Genomic DNA, 15,994 nt, shown 5'->3' with positions numbered 1-15,994 from the left:
TCATATACTGCCATTGCATTCAAATTTTGATCGTTCAACTTATCATTTCTATAACTAAATATGTTTTATTGTTACTTTTTCTTTCACTTTAGCTGGTATTTCATCACCTTGCACTTCTTCCCATTCCATACCATAACTTCCTTTAGATCTAATCTTTAAATATGCTCCTATTCTTAAATGTTTTGAAGCAGTCATCGCAATCTTTTGCTCTTGACCAGATTCATTATATCCTTTGAATTTATATTCCCATCTAGCAAAACCTTTGTTTTCGGCTCCATATTTACCATCATTATCAACAACAGCATAATAAATACCTTCTTTAATAAATGGATTGAGTTGATCTACAATAGATCCACCCTTCACTATAAGTAATGTAACTCCAACTATAATCAATGCGATAAACGCGCTTATTTTTTTCATGAAACTTTCTATTCTCCTCTTCTCAGATACTTCCACTTAAAAGACTTCCTCTAAATCAATTGTGGCACTATTACTTATTAAAATGTAACCAAATTTCCTAATGCTCTTCTAATTAAATTGGCAATAATATAATAAATTGAATAACCCCATTTTCATGTTTTGCTCGAATTTCTCCTTTGTGCAATTCAACAATGCTTTTTGCAATTGCAAGCCCCAAACCTGAACCTTCTACAGCTCTACTTCTCGATTGATCTTTTTTATAAAAACGCTCAAACAAATTCTCTAATTCTTTTTTTGTAAATTCTTCACTATGATTAGCTATAGAAATTTTGATATGCTGCTCTTCTCTTTGAAGTAAAACCCGAATTTCTGCTTTATCTATACTGTATTTAATTGCATTTATTAAAAGATTTTCAAACACACGCACCATTTTTTCTGAGTCCACCACAGCATATATACGATCTTCCTGAAATTCTTTTACAAAAAAAAGATTATGCTCCTCCGCTTGTGGTACTAGCTCTTCTATTAATTGATCAAGTAGTTCATTTATACACACTTCTTGCGAATCTAACGCCATATTTTCATCTGTTAGTTTTGTATACTCAAACAAATCTTCTATTAACATCTTCAACTGCTCTGATTTTGAAAAGGCAATTTTTATATACTCATCATGCTGTTCTTTATTTTCATATTTCGCATCACCTAGTAAACGTAAATACCCCATAATAGAAGTAAGTGGTGTTCTTAAATCATGTGATACATTTGTAATCAATTCACTTTTTTGCTTCTCTATTTGTTTTTCCTTTTCTATATTAGCCAAGAGCTTTTCTGCCATTTGATTAATATTAGAAGTTAATAAACCTATTTCGTCTTGACCTGCCTGTTTGATTTTATATTGTAAATTACCTTTCGAAAATTCCCTTACTCCTTCTGCCATCGCTTCAATCTGATTCATTTTCCTTTTCGTTATATAAAAGAAAGATAGTATAAAAGTGATAAAACCTAGTAAAGATGGAAATGGACTGCTATCATTCACTATATACTTCACATTTCCTTGTGGTATACCACTTGCAATAATATACATATTTTTCGTATTAACATTAACCGGATAAAAAGTTGTAAACTCCTTACGCTTTTGTTCAGTTCCATCTTGAATTAAATTTTGCGCCTCTACATATCGTACTTGATCCATTTTAAAATCCATCACATTACGCATCGTCTCATGAAGATTGATTTGTTCTTCCGGCGCTCCCTTTGTTTTATAAACGACTTTCCCATCCTCGTCTATTATTAAAATCTTTAGTTGATTTTGTTCATTCAATTGATCAAGCAGTTCTTGTATATTAATTTCCTTACCTTCCTCGGTCATACTTTCAACAAGCCTTTGTGTCTGTCCATCAATGGCTTCCATACCTGATGCATAATCAATGATAGAAATTTTATTCGCATCCTCAAAAAAAGAAGATGAAGACCATCCTACTAATACACCGAGTAACGTACAAAAAGTAAATGTAGCCATTAGCTGTATCCGTATGCTCTTTTCCAAATAACTCACTATTTTACCTGTCATTTTTTTTAAAACTTGATTCATCCATATTATCGGTTCAAATATCTTTCTCAATCTTGTAGCCAACTCCCCATACTGTTTTAATGTACCGAGGCTTCCTTGGAATCGCCTCTATCTTTTCACGTATTTTCCGAATATGTACCATCACAGTATTATCAGATTGGAAAGCTTGCTCTTTCCATACTCTTTCATAAATTTGTGCTGCATTTAATACCATTCCTTGATTTCGTACAAGCAATTCTAATACCTCAAACTCTCTCGGTGTCAATTTCACCTCTTCATTTGCAATAATGACCTGCCGTGTTACTATATTAACTTTCATATCTCCAATCTCTATTTCATTTTCATCTTGTACACTTGTCCCACTCATTTTCATATATCTCCGAAGTTGTGATTTAATACGAGCAATGAGTTCCAGTGGATTAAATGGTTTAGCTACGTAATCATCTGCCCCAGTTGTTAATCCTAAAATCTTATCCATATCTTGCGTTTTTGCCGACAGCATAATAATAGGCATTTCCGCTATTTCTCTCACTTTCATACACATATGAATACCATCTATTTTCGGCATCATAATATCAAGGACGATTAGATGCACGTCTCTTTTCTTTACTATTTCTAAACCTTCTTCACCATCTCCAGCTTGTAATACTTCATAACCTTCATTCTTTAAATAGATAGTGATAAGTTTTCTAATTTCCTTCTCATCGTCCACGATAAGTATCGTTCCTTTACTCACAAAATCTCCTCCAGCATCATTTACCAAACTATGAATGTTGCTTTATTTCACTCACTACGGCATTCTTCTTATGCATATACATATAAGAAATACTACAAACTACAATAACAATGCCACCAAAATATATACCGTACTCGGTCGCAAGTGTTACTATTACTTCTATATGCTTTCCAAATATAGAACCTAGTAAGAAATAAACTAACGTCCATACAAATCCTGTTACATATGAATAAATCGCATACGTTTTAAAAGACATGTTATTCATTCCTACTAAATACGGTACGATATGCCTCACAACAGGTATAAAATAACTTATAACTAATGTATAATGACCATATTTTGCTATCATCTCTTGCGATTTTAAAAGATACTTCGTCTTTTTCTTTTTCATCAATTTATTAAGTATTTTTATGCCAAAAATTTTCCCGAGTATATACCCTAAAGAAAGGCCGGATACAACGCCTAAATACGTTAGTAAAAAGGCGGGAATCAAATCCAATATACCCATCGATGATACTAATCCACCGCTCATTACAATCATTTCATCTGGAATCGGCATACCGATAATACCTAACCATAAACAGAAAAATAAAGCCCAATAACCATACTGCTCAATGTATGACATTAATTCATTTAGCTCCATTATGCATATGCTCTCCTTAGCTCTTTTTTACAGCTAAAGACGTAAGCTGGCGGGAAATTGAACCACACTTTTTCTAGTGTAATTTCAGGGAAGAAATGCTGTATAAATCCTTTTTTCACAAGTGAATATTGAAATGTAATAAATTCTCCATTCTCATGTATCGTTTCCATTACGCTGTTTAAAATGCGCTTTGAAACCTCTTCTGGTAAAGAAGTGAAAGGCAATCCTGATAAGATGTAATCAATACATTCTATATTCAATTGTTCCCTATACTTCTTTATATTTTCCGCTGAGCCATGTATAACAATCACATTCTGCTCATCTTTAAATTTTCTCTTTAACTCTTTGAAAAATACTTCATTAATTTCAATAAGAAGAAATAATGTCTCCTTCTTCTTTCTCTTCATAATTTCTTTCGTAAAAGCTCCTGTACCCGGCCCTAGCTCTACAATGCATTTCGCTCTATTAAAATCAATTACATCTACCATCTTCTTTGCTAATATTTTTGAACTTGGCGCAATTGCACCAGTATGTTTCGGATGTTTAATAAATTCATGTAAGAATGTTATGAGTTGCATGTAACCTTCTCCCCATTCGTTCAATAGTTTTTAACTTGTTTCTAAGTATAACTATCGTTTCTTAATAAAAATTGAGGAAGTTTCTTAAGATTTTATGAAGAATAAAAAAACAGCTATCCCTATTACGATAGCTGTCCCTTTATTACTTCGCACTCACGATTTTATAATAAGAACGAACTGTGATGAAGTAATATCCAATATAAATAACACTATATACTCCAATACTAATTAAAAGCGGAATCATAATTTCAAATGGCAGTATGTTCCCTAAACCTTTTAATGCAAACAAGCTGTGCAGAATTCCGATTACTAGTGGAATTGCAAAGATAAAGCTCACTTGTTTTGCAATAGCTTTTTTCATTTCTTGTTTCGTTACCCCGACTTTATGAAGGACAATGTAACGATCACGGTCAGCACTTGCTTCTGTAAGCTGCTTAAAGTAAATGATTGAGCCTGTCGCTAATAGGAAGACTAAACCTAAGAATAGTCCGATGAACATCATTAGTCCAGTTGCTTCCAGTCCCATATGGAAACCAGTATAGAAGTCTCTAAATGGTGGTGCCATTTCTGATACACCAGTTGGCATCACTTTTGCTAATTTTTCCGTTAACACTTTACTGTTTCTTTCATCTTTTACATCAATATTTTTTACAATACGTGTTCCAAATGCTTGTTTCGCTTGTTCATACATTTCATCTGAAACGACAACAACTAGTTCACCTAAGTTTGTAATTGCATTATTATTTGCACCTTGGATCTTCAACGTCTTCGTTTCATTTTCAATTTGGAATACCGCTTTATTTCCTTTATATTCGGGGCTAAACTCATACCCTTCCATATAAGAACTATCATATATAAATGCTTCGCCAGTAGCTACATTCACTGTTTCCGCATCAATTTTTTTAGCAAGCTTGTTAAATTCAGATTGAGACATAAATTGATATTTCTCTGAAATCGTGTAATTCATATTAAGAATGAAATCAACTTTATCTCCTTCAAACTTCCCTTTTACAGGAACTGTCTCAATTTCAACTTGATCTTTGATTGGATGATCTTTCTTCTCTTCTGCAAAAATCGCATTTACTTTCTTATCAAGCTCTGCATCTTTTTTCTCGTAAGAATAACTGTATGGCATAGCTGCTTTTGATTGTGTAAATGTGTTGTAATACATCGTAACTGACGTACCAACCGCTGTTAATGTTACCGCACTTAAAATAGAAATCGTCGCAAGTGACTTTGCATTTCCTTTAATACGATATAGTAACTGTGACGTCGTTACCATATTCATACCGTTATAAAACGATGATTTATTATTTCTTGCACGTTTCAATACGAATACTGTAAAGAACATAAATAGTAAATACGTACCTAATACTGTCGCAAGTAATATATAAAGTGCGACTGCCATAAAGTTTGCATACATAACTGCTTTCATAAACATTAACGCTAAGAAATAACCTGAGCCGATTAAGAAAACTGAAATTAACGCCATAATGACAGATCCTTTTGGCATTGCTTCTCCTTCACGTTCTGCGCGGAAAAGTTCAATTAACTTAAAGCGATAAATTAAACGATATCCTTGGAGTGATGTATATAAAATAATCACAAAGAAAATAATTGCTGTATCAATAATTGCTGCCATTGGTACTTCAAAATGAACGTTTAAATTTAATCCCATCATATTTACTAATAACTCAAGGAATAATTTCGAAAGGACACTACCGATCGCAATCCCAATTACTAATGACATTAATCCCATTAACATATTTTCATAAAAGAGCATTTTACCAATTTGTCTTTTTCGAATACCTAATAACGAATATAAGCCAACTTCTTTTTTACGTTTACGTGTAAAGAATCCGTTCGAATATATAATAAACACTGCTACGAAAATGATAAGCATCACACTGGAAACTTGAAATGCACCACTAATCTTTTTAGAAGCTTCTGCTGCTTTTTCCATTTGTGAATTATATTGCAGTGCTTTAAATGTAAAATAAATAACAATACTAAAAATCATAGATGCGAAATATACAAAGTAGTCTTTAAAGTTCCGCTGTATGTTGCGGAGGGCAATGCTAGATAAGGTCATCAGCCATACCTCCAGAAATAGAAGACATTACGTCCACGACTTTTTGGAAGAACTGTTTACGCGTTGATTCACCGCGGTGCAATTCTTTATATAGTTCACCATCTTTAATGAAAATAACTCGTTTACAATAACTTGCTGCAAATGCATCATGCGTTACCATTAAAATTGTTGAGTTATCATATTCATTTAATGACTTCATACTTTCAAGTAAATCTGTTGCAGATTTAGAATCAAGCGCTCCAGTTGGCTCGTCTCCGAAAATCATACTTGGATTCGTAACAATTGCACGTGATGCTGCGCAGCGCTGCTTCTGTCCACCCGACACTTGATATGGGAACTGACTTAAAATATGATCAATACCGAATTTCTTTGAGATTTCAAGAACGCGGCGATCAATCTCACTCGCTTTCACCTTTGATAACGCAAGTGGTAAAGCGATATTCTCTTTCACTGTTAACGTATCTAATAAATTATAATCTTGGAAAATGAAACCTAAATGATCGCGGCGGAATAACGCTAACTTATCATCATTCATCTTCACAATATCTTTTCCATCAATTAAAATTTCACCGTTCGTCGCATTATCAATTGTAGAAAGAACATTTAGTAAAGTCGTCTTACCAGAACCAGAAGGTCCCATAATTCCAACGAATTCACCTTCTTTTACTTGTAAGTTAATACCTTTTAACGCTGCAAATTTATTACCACCCGTGTCATACACTTTTTCGATATTTTTTGCTTCTAACACTGTTTTCATCTCGACATCCCTCATTTCTTCTATTCTCTATTTTCAACTATATACACTCTCTACTCTTGCCACTATCGATGTTTCTTACACAAACATGACAGTTATGTAAGGCACATAAGTAAAGACATCAAAAAGTTAACATAATGAATTAAAGTACTTTGCTACTATAACATTGGGATATCATACCATCCATTCATTCTCCTTACAGGAACATTACAATTTTGTAAGGTAAAAAATGCACCTACAAAGTTGTGCACGAAATGTCGGATGGGGTTATTTCGTTCCTGTTATTCTATGTACAGAGGAGGTCATAATATGGATTCACTTAAAAATATGAATAATGCAATGCACTATATTGAAGGTAACCTTACGAATGAAATTGATTTTAAAGAAGTTGCGAGGCTAGCTCTCTGTTCTGAGTATCACTTTAAAAGAATGTTTTCGTTTTTAGCAGGCATATCACTATCTGATTATATTCGCTGTAGACGTCTTACTCTCGCTGCCTTTGAACTAAAAAACAGCAATGTAAAAGTCATTGATGTCGCTATAAAATATGGCTACAACTCACCAGATTCATTCGCTCGTGCATTTCAAAACTTGCACGGTATAACACCTTCAGAGGCCCGAAATAGTAGCCATTCTTTGAAGGCTTATTCACCAATGACCTTCCAGTTATCCATTCAAGGAGGAAATGAAATGAATTATCGAATTGAAGAAAAAGAGCCATTTCGAATTATAGGTATTACAAAACGAGTATCAATCGTTTTCAATGGTGTAAATGAAGAAATCGCTTCTATGTGGAAAAGTTTAAACCCAGACTCCATTCAAACATTAAAGTCACTTTCAAACATTGAACCTACTGGAATTATTAGTGCCTCTACTAATTTTTCTGAAGGGAGAATGGAGGAAAAAGGAGAACTTGATCACTATATTGGAGTAGCCACAACGAAAGATTGTCCAGAGCAATTCGCGCAACTTGAAGTCGCAGCTTCAACATGGGCTATATTTGAAGCTGTCGGTCCATTTCCTGATGCATTACAAAATGTGTGGGGACGTATTTATTCTGAATGGTTCCCTTCTTCGAACTATGAACTAGCGGAAGGACCAGAGATATTGTGGAATGAAAGTAAAGACGTATCCTCTCCGAATTTCAGAAGTGAAATATGGGTACCTGTTTTAAAAAAGTAATATAAAAATCTAACCTTTCCAAAATAAAGAAGCTACTCTTCCTTTTTAAAGGAAAAGCAGCTCCTTTATTTTATACTTCTTCTCGACTCGTTCTTATACAAGAAAATAGTAATAATCGTAAGCACTATAATAACTGCAAAAGTAAATACTCTGTAGTTCGAGATAGTAGCAGTACCAATTAACAAGGCAGGTATAACCGCCACAATTAAGCCGCCAAACATACCAACAAACGATCCTATACTTTGTTTTACTACTTGAGTTTCTGATATCCAATCATAATAACCAAATCGATTATTAATGAAAATCCCCCATACTGCTGAAAATAATGAATATATTATCGGTGTTATGACGATGAAAAGAGAACTCCAAACATCTAGCTTTAACCCGATTATTAGTAATACAGCACTAATAAGTGATGCAGGTATACTCAATGAAAGATTCATAAGAATTTTACTATCATAAATCACCTTTGGCGCTATAGGCAATGATTTAATAATCCATACATTTTTTCCTTCTAAAGACAATGACACACATGTTGTACATGTCATCGAAATCGCTGCTGCAATAGCAAATGGGGCAATTTTTTGCAACAGGGGCTCAATTCCAGGATACGCTATTAATTGGCTTGGTCCTACTACAACTATAGCTAGCGAGAAAGCTAGCGCCATCACGACTCCCATTCCACTATTTATAACATACACTGTAGAAGAGAAGAAACGTGTCAGCTCTTTTTTATACAATGCGACCAATACACTCTCTTTTTTCATGCTATTAATCTCATAATTTGAAAGCATATGATAAGTGGTGATCCCTGTGTTTATTTGCTTATATTTTAACGAAAGTATTTTTATAAAAAGATAATACCAAATCACTGATATCCCCACAAATAAGATGAAAGCTACCATATCAGCATTAACAATTGCTTTTTGAAACATGTTAGCTAATGGATACACTTTAGTTAATTGCTCCGAAACAATTGCACCAATTCCGTTCATATCATTAAGGCTATATTGAGCATTTCCGTTTTTTAGCATAAAGGAACCGAATGTAATAATTACTATAAAACTTAAAATCGTAGTTATTTTATTCGTATTTTTAAATTTAGAAGCGATTGCCGTAATCGAAGCTCCAAAGATTGCTGCGATTGTTGTTGGGATTAAAGATGCGATAAACATACTGATGAACCACATAAAGTAAAAAGAAACTGATGGATTTTCATGTATACAATACACAACTCCCATTGGTAGCATGATTATGATTGAAAAGATTGTATTCAGCAGGTATAAATACAAAAATCTACTTGCAATAACAGTACTTACGCGAATCGGCAATGACATTAAAAAGTCGTAATCCTTAAAAGCAAAAATTTCTCCATTTGCCTTAAATATAGTGAAAAACAACGTTAATATACTGCTAATAACTAGTGCATAGACGGGAATAATTTCACTCATTCCTAGTTTTACCAACCCATATGCCGAAGCTCCGCAATATAACATTAACATGACACCAACTAGAGCAATAGATGCTGTCAGCAAAATCTTATTCTGCTTCTTTTTCTTATCTTTTTCGTATTTAAAGGTGTTTAAACCGAGCTGCGTTATCAACCGAATTTTCAAAAGACCTAAACTATTAGTATTCATTAGCAAGCTCCTTCATAAAGAGCTCTTCCAATGAGCCTTCCTTAATTAAAGAATTTACTTCTCCTGAAAGTGCTAATTTCCCTCTATTAATCATCGCTACTTTATTACATAACTTCTCAGCTACATCTAAAACGTGCGTAGAAAAGAAAATCGCACTTCCTTTTTCACAAAGCTCTTTCATAATACCTTTCAATACTACGGCTGCCTTTGGATCAAGACCAACGAAAGGTTCATCTAAAACTAATAATTTTGGTTTATGTAAAACCGCCGATATAATCGCTACTTTTTGTTTCATACCGTGTGAATAAGAAGATATTAAGTCCCCTAAGTACGGTGTAATCTCAAAAGCATCCCCATACTTCTGTATCTGTTCTTCCCGATCCCTCGCAGGCACTTTAAACACATCCGCAACAAAGTTCAAATATTGAATTCCTGTTAATTGCTCATATAAATCTGGATTATCAGGAATATACGCCATTACTCTCTTACATGCAATCGGATCCTTTTTTACTGAATGTCCATCAATAAAAATTTCACCCTCTTCAAAATCTATAACTCCTACTAACGACTTAATTGTTGTACTTTTCCCCGCACCGTTATGTCCAATAAATCCAAAGATATCCCCTGCTTTAACAGTAATATTCAAATGATCAACTGCTTTCTTACCGTCTTTATATGTCTTGCTAAAATTTATAATTTCTAACATGTAAATCCCCCCCAAATCACCTTTTCGATTGAATTTTCAGACCTTAAAACGAAAAATTTACTCAGTGAGCTTTTCATTATTCCCACTGAGTATTAAAATCCCTTAACACATAGAAACTATAAATATAAAATTTGACTAATATAACTCACATTTGTATTTCTTTTTTATACAAAACGTAAGAATATAAATTCGTTATAATGACAGCAACTACTATAATCCCAAGCATTATATAAGTTCTCCAATCAGCCGGAGCGAAAACACTTATAATCATAATAACTCCTAACGCCACAAATACTTTTCCGCTAAACCGATGTGTTTTCCGCCATACTTCTTCATTACTTAACGTCCATGGATTACGCATCCCGACAAAAAAGTTTGGCTTACACTGTGGTAAATAATTACCCATTACTAAAAATAAAACACCAACTAATAATTCAGGCACCCGATTAATGAATAAGTTATATCCTAATCCACTTGTAATAATATCTATATTTCCTACAAATAGTAGCAATAGTACCCCATTATTCATCATCATAAAGGCTTTAGAAAATTTCTCGTAATTTGCTTTCCTTGGATCAATCTTTGGTATCACATTTAGAAATATATATAATGCAATCATAATTCCGACCATAGAAACCATTCCGTAAAATTTAGACGAATAGCCATCTACCTTACCGCCGCTCCAATGTGTCGCAATTGTATCCGGCAAATGCGGCCAAGCAAACGCCCAAGCTAAACAAGTTATAACGATTAATAAGATTGCAAAAAGATGTTTTTTCATTTCCCCTCTTCCCCCTTATTCGTAAATGTAAACACCCAAGTCAACAAATCTTGAAAGACCGTTGTGTTTAAAGAGTACACAACGAATTGCCCTTTCTTTTCATCTTGAATAAGTTCAGCATTTTTAAGTGCGTTTAAGTGGTGTGAAATACTTGGTTTTGTCATATTGAAATGTTCAGCGATCTCACCAGCGGTTAGATCGCCTTCTTTTAATAAATCTAAAATTTTTCGCCTTGTTGGATCTGCTAATGCTTTGAATGCTTGATTCAATGTCTTTCTTCCCCTCATTAATTAGACATTTAGATATTTATCTAAATGTTAAAATGATTTTAGTTAATTGTCAATCATCTATACGCCCCTTTTTATTTTGTACCCTACGCCAATTACTCTATATTGAATAAAATCTAAAGATTACGCAGGTTAAAAAGGAAAGCAGCTCTTCTGTTTCTTTTCTTAATAATACTTTTTCTGGAACTTCTACAACTGTCTCATCACTTAGTTGTTGTTTTTCAAATAAGCGCAGCCTCTTCCATATGTGTTTTCTCCATTGACTAATCTGTTTGTAAACAATTCCATTCAACCAAAATAGAAACGGTCTAGATTGATCATATGTTGAAATAGATTTCCAAAGTTGAAAGTAGATTTCATTTACGATTTCATTTGTATCATGCCGATTTTTAACTATAGCAAAGACGGTTTCATAGACTCTCTGACTCGTTAAGTTAAATATAAATTCAAAAGCCTCCTCGTCACCTTTTAGTAAACGCTCTATCCAAATATGTATATCTTCATTACTTGCCAAGTAGTGCCCCCTCCTTAACGATGTTCTCACTATATATTGGACGGTAAGCAAAATAAAGTTCCAAATTTCATAAAAAATATAATACTTTTTATTCATTCATATATTTAAAAGGAAAATATATTGAATTATTCCTATAATACTTTTTACTTTTCTAACTTTTAACCTATACTGTTTACTAGCTTATCTTTCAACATAATGAAAAGACTTGAAACACATGATACACTATAGCTACAATTGTTTTTTTTGAGGAGGAATATACATATGTATAAAATTTTAATCGTTGAAGACGATCCAAATATTTCATCATTACTGCAATCTCACATTCAGAAGTACGGTTATGAGGCTGTTGTAGCGGAGAATTTCGATGATATTATGGAATCGTTTAACGCTGTGAAACCACATCTTGTTTTACTTGATGTAAACTTACCGAAATTCGATGGTTTCTACTGGTGCCGTCAAATTCGTCATGAATCTACTTGTCCAATTATTTTCATTTCAGCGCGTGCTGGTGAGATGGAACAAATTATGGCGATTGAAAGCGGTGCGGATGATTACATTACAAAGCCGTTCCACTACGACGTTGTAATGGCGAAAATCAAAGGACAATTACGCCGTATTTACGGTGATTATGCACCAAATATTTCTGAACGTATCGTTGAAGTAGAAGGGTTAAAACTATTTCCAGAACGTCCAGAAATTCATTTTGGATCTGAACAAGTTCTTTTAACGAAGAAAGAAGCTATTTTAGCAGAAATGTTATTATCAAAATTCCCTCGTACAGCGAGCCGTGAAGATTTATTAGCTGCGCTTTGGGATGATGAAAGTTTCGTTGAGGAAAATACATTGAACGTAAACATTACGCGTCTTCGTAAAAAGTTTAATGAGCTTGGTATTGAGAACTCTATTGAAACAGTACGTGGACTTGGATATCGCTTTAACGCAACTTGGAGTGAATAAGCATGAAGCTATTTTTACGTGATCATTTTGCATTTTTCCTACTGTACGTATTAAACTTCGGTATCATCTTCGTTCTTTATGATGCAGTAGATGGATTTCAAAACAATAAATTTTACTTCGTTGTTTTAAGTTTATACTTATTTATTTGTTTCCTCGCTTATCGTTACGTTCGCAATCGTAGAATGTACCATAGATTAAGTGAGCAACCAGAAAAAATGGAAGATGCGTTTATTGAAAGAGCGACTGCTCCGATGCCTCACGGTGTCAATGAACTCGTGCGTACGCAGTACCGCCTCTTCCAAAAAGAACTACAATCGTATGAAGTAAAACAACAAGAACATCAATTATTTATTAACCATTGGGTACATCAAATGAAGACACCTGTTTCTGTTATGCAGCTTATGGTGCTAGAAATGGAAGACGAGCATTTAATTCCAAAGTTTAAAAAAGAATTAGAGCGTCTAAACCAAGGGCTTGATATGGCTTTATACATGGCTAGGTTAAATAACTTCCATGAAGATTTCCATGTCGAGACGATTTCATTAAAAGATACGGTAACAAAAAATATTAACGGATTAAAAGAACTATTCATTCGTAATGGTGTCTTCCCTGTTTTAGAAGTCCATTCTGATTTAAAAGTTGCTTCTGATGCGAAATGGCTAAAATTTATCATCTATCAGTTAATGACAAATGCTGTTCGTTACTCTGGTGAACGCGGAAAGAAAGTTTTCTTATCTGCTTATCGAAACGGAAAAGATATTATTTTAGAAGTTCGTGATGAAGGTGTTGGTATTCCGCAAGAAGATATTCGAAGAGTATTTGAACCGTTTTACACTGGGAAAAACGGTCGCGCATTCGGAGAATCTACTGGTATGGGACTTTATATTGTAAGTAAAATTTGTGATTATTTAGGTCACTCTGTCAAACTAGATTCTGAAGTTGGTAAAGGAACGACGATTAAAATCATCTTCCACAACGCTGCAAATAATCAAGCAGAACATACGGAGAAGGTGACCGAAGCATGATCATAACATATGCAAGCAAAATGTATGAGAACTCAATCTCATACATTTTTTGCAATACAACTACTTCTATATCTTCTAGCCGGAGGTATAACCTATGACATTTTGGCAATTTGCATTTAAAAATGTAACGCGTAATTCAAGAGCTTATTTTGCTTACTTTGTAAGTAGTTCCTTTTCCATTGCTGTGTTCTTTTCATTTGCTGTTTATTTGTTTCATCCGAAATTACAAAATTTTAGCATGACCTCTGAAATTTCAGGATTAATGATATTTTCAGAAGTAGTAATTGTATTTTTCTCTTTCTTCTTTTTACTATATTCCATTGGTACTTTTTTAAAAGTTAGAAAAAAACAATTTGGTGTTTTGACCATTTTAGGGATATCGAGAAAACAATTACATCGTCTTGTTTTTATGGAGAATATGTTAATCGGGATTTTATCTATATTTTTCGGCATGCAGTTTGGAGTTGTTTTTTCTCAATTTTTTTTATTAGTAACATCCAAACTTACGCATGTTCCAGGAATATATTTATACGGTCCTACTAACGCGTTTATTCTAACAACCATTGTTTTCCTTAGTCTTTTTATCATTGTATCTGCATTCACACCAATGCTTATTCGTACAAAAAAAGCGGTACACCTTTTAAAAACAAATGGTGGAAAACAAAAAGAAAGAAAACCATCCATACTTGTTTCATTATTTGGTGCGATTTGTTTATTTGGTGGTTATGCGTTAGCTGGAAATCCTAAATATTTCGTATCAGTAAGCCCGCAAATCGGTGTTATATATATGGTTTCAAGTATTTTCGTTATCCCAATGCTTGTTACAATCGGAACATATTTCTTCTTTTCACAAATTAGTTTCTTACTGATTTATATTTTAAAGAAAAGAAGGAAGTTTTATATGAAACGGATTAATATGCTTTGGATTTCGGATTTAGCGAGCCGTATTCGAACGAATATTAATATGCTTTTTATTGTAGCGATGCTATCTACGATCGCTTTCACAATGATTACGTTTCTATATGGATTCGGGAAATTTATTAAGCTAGAAGTTAATAGAACTTCTCCTTTCCCAATTTCTTATTTTTCTTATGATGCGAACCCTTTTGTTACAGAGCATTTAAATTGGCTCGAGCAACAATTACAAAAAGAGCATTTCCCTTATCAAAAAATAGAAGCTGATATATATGAAACACCACTAAAAGAAGATAAAGATATAGCCATTTATAATGACGTATACGCAATTAAGCAAAGTGACTATAACAAACTTGCAGATTCTTTACGAATGAAACAACTATTTATGGATGATAACGAAGCATATGTGCTAACAGGGACATCTTATATCACCATATTCAACGAATTTGAGCAAAGCTACAAAAGAGATTACATTACACTCTCTAGTACAAATACGAAATTACGAGTGAAAGGCTATGAGCATGTAAACGCAATCCCATCTGACTTTTCATATCAAACGATAGTGTTGCCTGATATTATCGTAAATAACTTACCTAACACCGTAAAACATATATCAGCATACAATTACAAAATTCAAAACTGGGAACAGACATATGAAATTGCTGATAATTTTATAGAAAAGGTGCAAAAAGATCGAAATAAATCCCAGTATGAAGGACCTCTTATTCGATCCTTTGAATCAGCAGGATCGTTATACAAAATAACATCTGGTAGTGCCGCATTCTTCTTAATCGGGACATTTTTAGGAGTTATCTTCTTCATTGGAGCTGGTAGCGTTCTTTACTTTAGAATGTATACGGATTTGACGAACGAACAAGAGAAATATATAACGATTTCTAAAATCGGTGTAACAGATACAGAGATGAAACGATCTGCAACCATTCAACTTAGTATTTTATTTTTCATTCCGTACATTATGGCATCCATTCATACAATGTTCGCAACAAAAATGCTACAAGATGTAATTGGTTTATCTCTGTTCAAAGAAGTTTCAGCCGTTCTTATTATTTTTGGATTCGTTGAAATCGTATTTTTCTTATTTATTCGTTCACTTTATATGCAAAAATTATCACAGTACACGAGTGGACAAAATATTTAAAACAAACTTGATGAAAAGAGTATTTCTTATGCTCT

General features: G+C 33.5%; 16 protein-coding genes. 4 read left to right on the top strand and 12 right to left on the bottom strand.

Translation table 11 applies throughout. From position 1 onward, the window contains the following. Window positions 1-54 precede the first annotated feature (54 nt). The 7 genes from MHI28_RS22780 to MHI28_RS22750 form a co-directional block, all read right to left on the bottom strand. Window positions 55-420 (bottom strand): YxeA family protein, encoded by a 366-nt coding sequence (locus MHI28_RS22780; protein ID WP_000723891.1) that lies wholly within the window; start codon window positions 418-420, stop codon window positions 55-57. Between the two features lie 112 nt (window positions 421-532). Continuing rightward, window positions 533-2,041: a sensor histidine kinase gene (locus MHI28_RS22775; protein WP_001225802.1), complete on the bottom strand. Its 1,509-nt coding sequence runs from the start codon at window positions 2,039-2,041 to the stop codon at window positions 533-535. Continuing rightward, entirely contained in the window at window positions 2,025-2,726 is a 702-nt protein-coding gene (locus tag MHI28_RS22770) for a response regulator transcription factor (protein WP_000033682.1), read from the bottom strand. Before MHI28_RS22770 ends, MHI28_RS22775 begins: the two co-directional genes overlap by 17 nt. Before the next feature lie 28 nt (window positions 2,727-2,754). Next, window positions 2,755-3,369, bottom strand: a complete 615-nt coding sequence (locus tag MHI28_RS22765) for a DedA family protein (protein ID WP_000422376.1) — start codon at window positions 3,367-3,369, stop codon at window positions 2,755-2,757. After that, window positions 3,369-3,947 carry a class I SAM-dependent methyltransferase gene (locus MHI28_RS22760; RefSeq protein ID WP_001176071.1) on the bottom strand — a complete coding sequence of 193 codons (579 nt, stop codon included), beginning with the start codon at window positions 3,945-3,947 and terminating at the stop codon, window positions 3,369-3,371. Before MHI28_RS22760 ends, MHI28_RS22765 begins: the two co-directional genes overlap by 1 nt. 142 nt (window positions 3,948-4,089) lie before the next feature. After that, a complete protein-coding gene (locus tag MHI28_RS22755) occupies window positions 4,090-6,039 on the bottom strand; it encodes an ABC transporter permease (protein ID WP_000176146.1) in 1,950 nt (649 codons plus the stop codon). Next, the gene (locus MHI28_RS22750) at window positions 6,026-6,796 is read right to left on the bottom strand and encodes an ABC transporter ATP-binding protein (protein WP_000859656.1); all 771 of its coding nucleotides are present in this window, start codon (window positions 6,794-6,796) and stop codon (window positions 6,026-6,028) included. Before MHI28_RS22750 ends, MHI28_RS22755 begins: the two co-directional genes overlap by 14 nt. Before the next feature lie 306 nt (window positions 6,797-7,102). Here MHI28_RS22750 and MHI28_RS22745 point away from each other — a divergent pair, with 306 nt between their 5' ends. Next, window positions 7,103-7,975: an AraC family transcriptional regulator gene (locus MHI28_RS22745; RefSeq protein WP_000377725.1), complete on the top strand. Its 873-nt coding sequence runs from the start codon at window positions 7,103-7,105 to the stop codon at window positions 7,973-7,975. Window positions 7,976-8,040: 65 nt separating this feature from the next. Here MHI28_RS22745 and MHI28_RS22740 read toward each other — a convergent pair whose 3' ends face one another. The 5 genes from MHI28_RS22740 to MHI28_RS22720 form a co-directional block, all read right to left on the bottom strand. Further along, a complete protein-coding gene (locus tag MHI28_RS22740) occupies window positions 8,041-9,615 on the bottom strand; it encodes a hypothetical protein (protein WP_001095674.1) in 1,575 nt (524 codons plus the stop codon). After that, a complete protein-coding gene (locus tag MHI28_RS22735; RefSeq protein WP_000889755.1) occupies window positions 9,605-10,321 on the bottom strand; it encodes an ABC transporter ATP-binding protein in 717 nt (238 codons plus the stop codon). The genes MHI28_RS22740 and MHI28_RS22735 overlap by 11 nt, the downstream gene beginning before the upstream one ends. Before the next feature lie 145 nt (window positions 10,322-10,466). Then, window positions 10,467-11,102 carry an SdpI family protein gene (locus MHI28_RS22730; protein ID WP_000716351.1) on the bottom strand — a complete coding sequence of 212 codons (636 nt, stop codon included), beginning with the start codon at window positions 11,100-11,102 and terminating at the stop codon, window positions 10,467-10,469. Continuing rightward, on the bottom strand, window positions 11,099-11,371 hold the full coding sequence (locus tag MHI28_RS22725; RefSeq protein ID WP_001070526.1) for an autorepressor SdpR family transcription factor: 273 nt from the start codon (window positions 11,369-11,371) through the stop codon (window positions 11,099-11,101). Before MHI28_RS22725 ends, MHI28_RS22730 begins: the two co-directional genes overlap by 4 nt. A 118-nt stretch (window positions 11,372-11,489) precedes the next feature. Further along, window positions 11,490-11,903 (bottom strand): sigma factor, encoded by a 414-nt coding sequence (locus MHI28_RS22720; protein WP_000157858.1) that lies wholly within the window; start codon window positions 11,901-11,903, stop codon window positions 11,490-11,492. Between the two features lie 261 nt (window positions 11,904-12,164). Here MHI28_RS22720 and MHI28_RS22715 point away from each other — a divergent pair, with 261 nt between their 5' ends. The 3 genes from MHI28_RS22715 (at window position 12,165) to MHI28_RS22705 (ending at window position 15,959) form a co-directional block, all read left to right on the top strand. Beyond that, entirely contained in the window at window positions 12,165-12,860 is a 696-nt protein-coding gene (locus MHI28_RS22715) for a response regulator transcription factor (protein ID WP_000276738.1), read from the top strand. Window positions 12,861-12,862: 2 nt separating this feature from the next. Continuing rightward, window positions 12,863-13,885, top strand: a complete 1,023-nt coding sequence (locus MHI28_RS22710) for a sensor histidine kinase (protein WP_000765341.1) — start codon at window positions 12,863-12,865, stop codon at window positions 13,883-13,885. 94 nt (window positions 13,886-13,979) lie between these two features. Beyond that, the gene (locus MHI28_RS22705; RefSeq protein WP_000145077.1) at window positions 13,980-15,959 is read left to right on the top strand and encodes an ABC transporter permease; all 1,980 of its coding nucleotides are present in this window, start codon (window positions 13,980-13,982) and stop codon (window positions 15,957-15,959) included. The last annotated feature ends 35 nt before the right edge of the window (window positions 15,960-15,994 follow it).

Origin of the sequence: Bacillus sp. FSL K6-0268 (assembly GCF_038005425.1) — a bacterium.
GTDB lineage: Bacteria > Bacillota > Bacilli > Bacillales > Bacillaceae_G > Bacillus_A > Bacillus_A thuringiensis_S.
Note: the sequence above shows the minus strand (reverse complement) of the source record. Positions and strands in the feature narration are given on the sequence as shown.

Excerpts from the sequence above, each read along its gene's own strand:
- MHI28_RS22780 (WP_000723891.1), bottom strand. The coding sequence starts at position 420 with ATGAAAAAAATAAGCGCGTTTATCGCATTGATTATAGTTGGAGTTACA.
- MHI28_RS22765 (WP_000422376.1), bottom strand. The coding sequence starts at position 3,369 with ATGGAGCTAAATGAATTAATGTCATACATTGAGCAGTATGGTTATTGG.
- MHI28_RS22760 (WP_001176071.1), bottom strand. The coding sequence starts at position 3,947 with ATGCAACTCATAACATTCTTACATGAATTTATTAAACATCCGAAACAT.
- MHI28_RS22755 (WP_000176146.1), bottom strand. The coding sequence starts at position 6,039 with ATGACCTTATCTAGCATTGCCCTCCGCAACATACAGCGGAACTTTAAA.
- MHI28_RS22750 (WP_000859656.1), bottom strand. The coding sequence starts at position 6,796 with ATGAAAACAGTGTTAGAAGCAAAAAATATCGAAAAAGTGTATGACACG.
- MHI28_RS22745 (WP_000377725.1), top strand. The coding sequence starts at position 7,103 with ATGGATTCACTTAAAAATATGAATAATGCAATGCACTATATTGAAGGT.
- MHI28_RS22740 (WP_001095674.1), bottom strand. The coding sequence starts at position 9,615 with ATGAATACTAATAGTTTAGGTCTTTTGAAAATTCGGTTGATAACGCAG.
- MHI28_RS22735 (WP_000889755.1), bottom strand. The coding sequence starts at position 10,321 with ATGTTAGAAATTATAAATTTTAGCAAGACATATAAAGACGGTAAGAAA.
- MHI28_RS22730 (WP_000716351.1), bottom strand. The coding sequence starts at position 11,102 with ATGAAAAAACATCTTTTTGCAATCTTATTAATCGTTATAACTTGTTTA.
- MHI28_RS22715 (WP_000276738.1), top strand. The coding sequence starts at position 12,165 with ATGTATAAAATTTTAATCGTTGAAGACGATCCAAATATTTCATCATTA.
- MHI28_RS22710 (WP_000765341.1), top strand. The coding sequence starts at position 12,863 with ATGAAGCTATTTTTACGTGATCATTTTGCATTTTTCCTACTGTACGTA.
- MHI28_RS22705 (WP_000145077.1), top strand. The coding sequence starts at position 13,980 with ATGACATTTTGGCAATTTGCATTTAAAAATGTAACGCGTAATTCAAGA.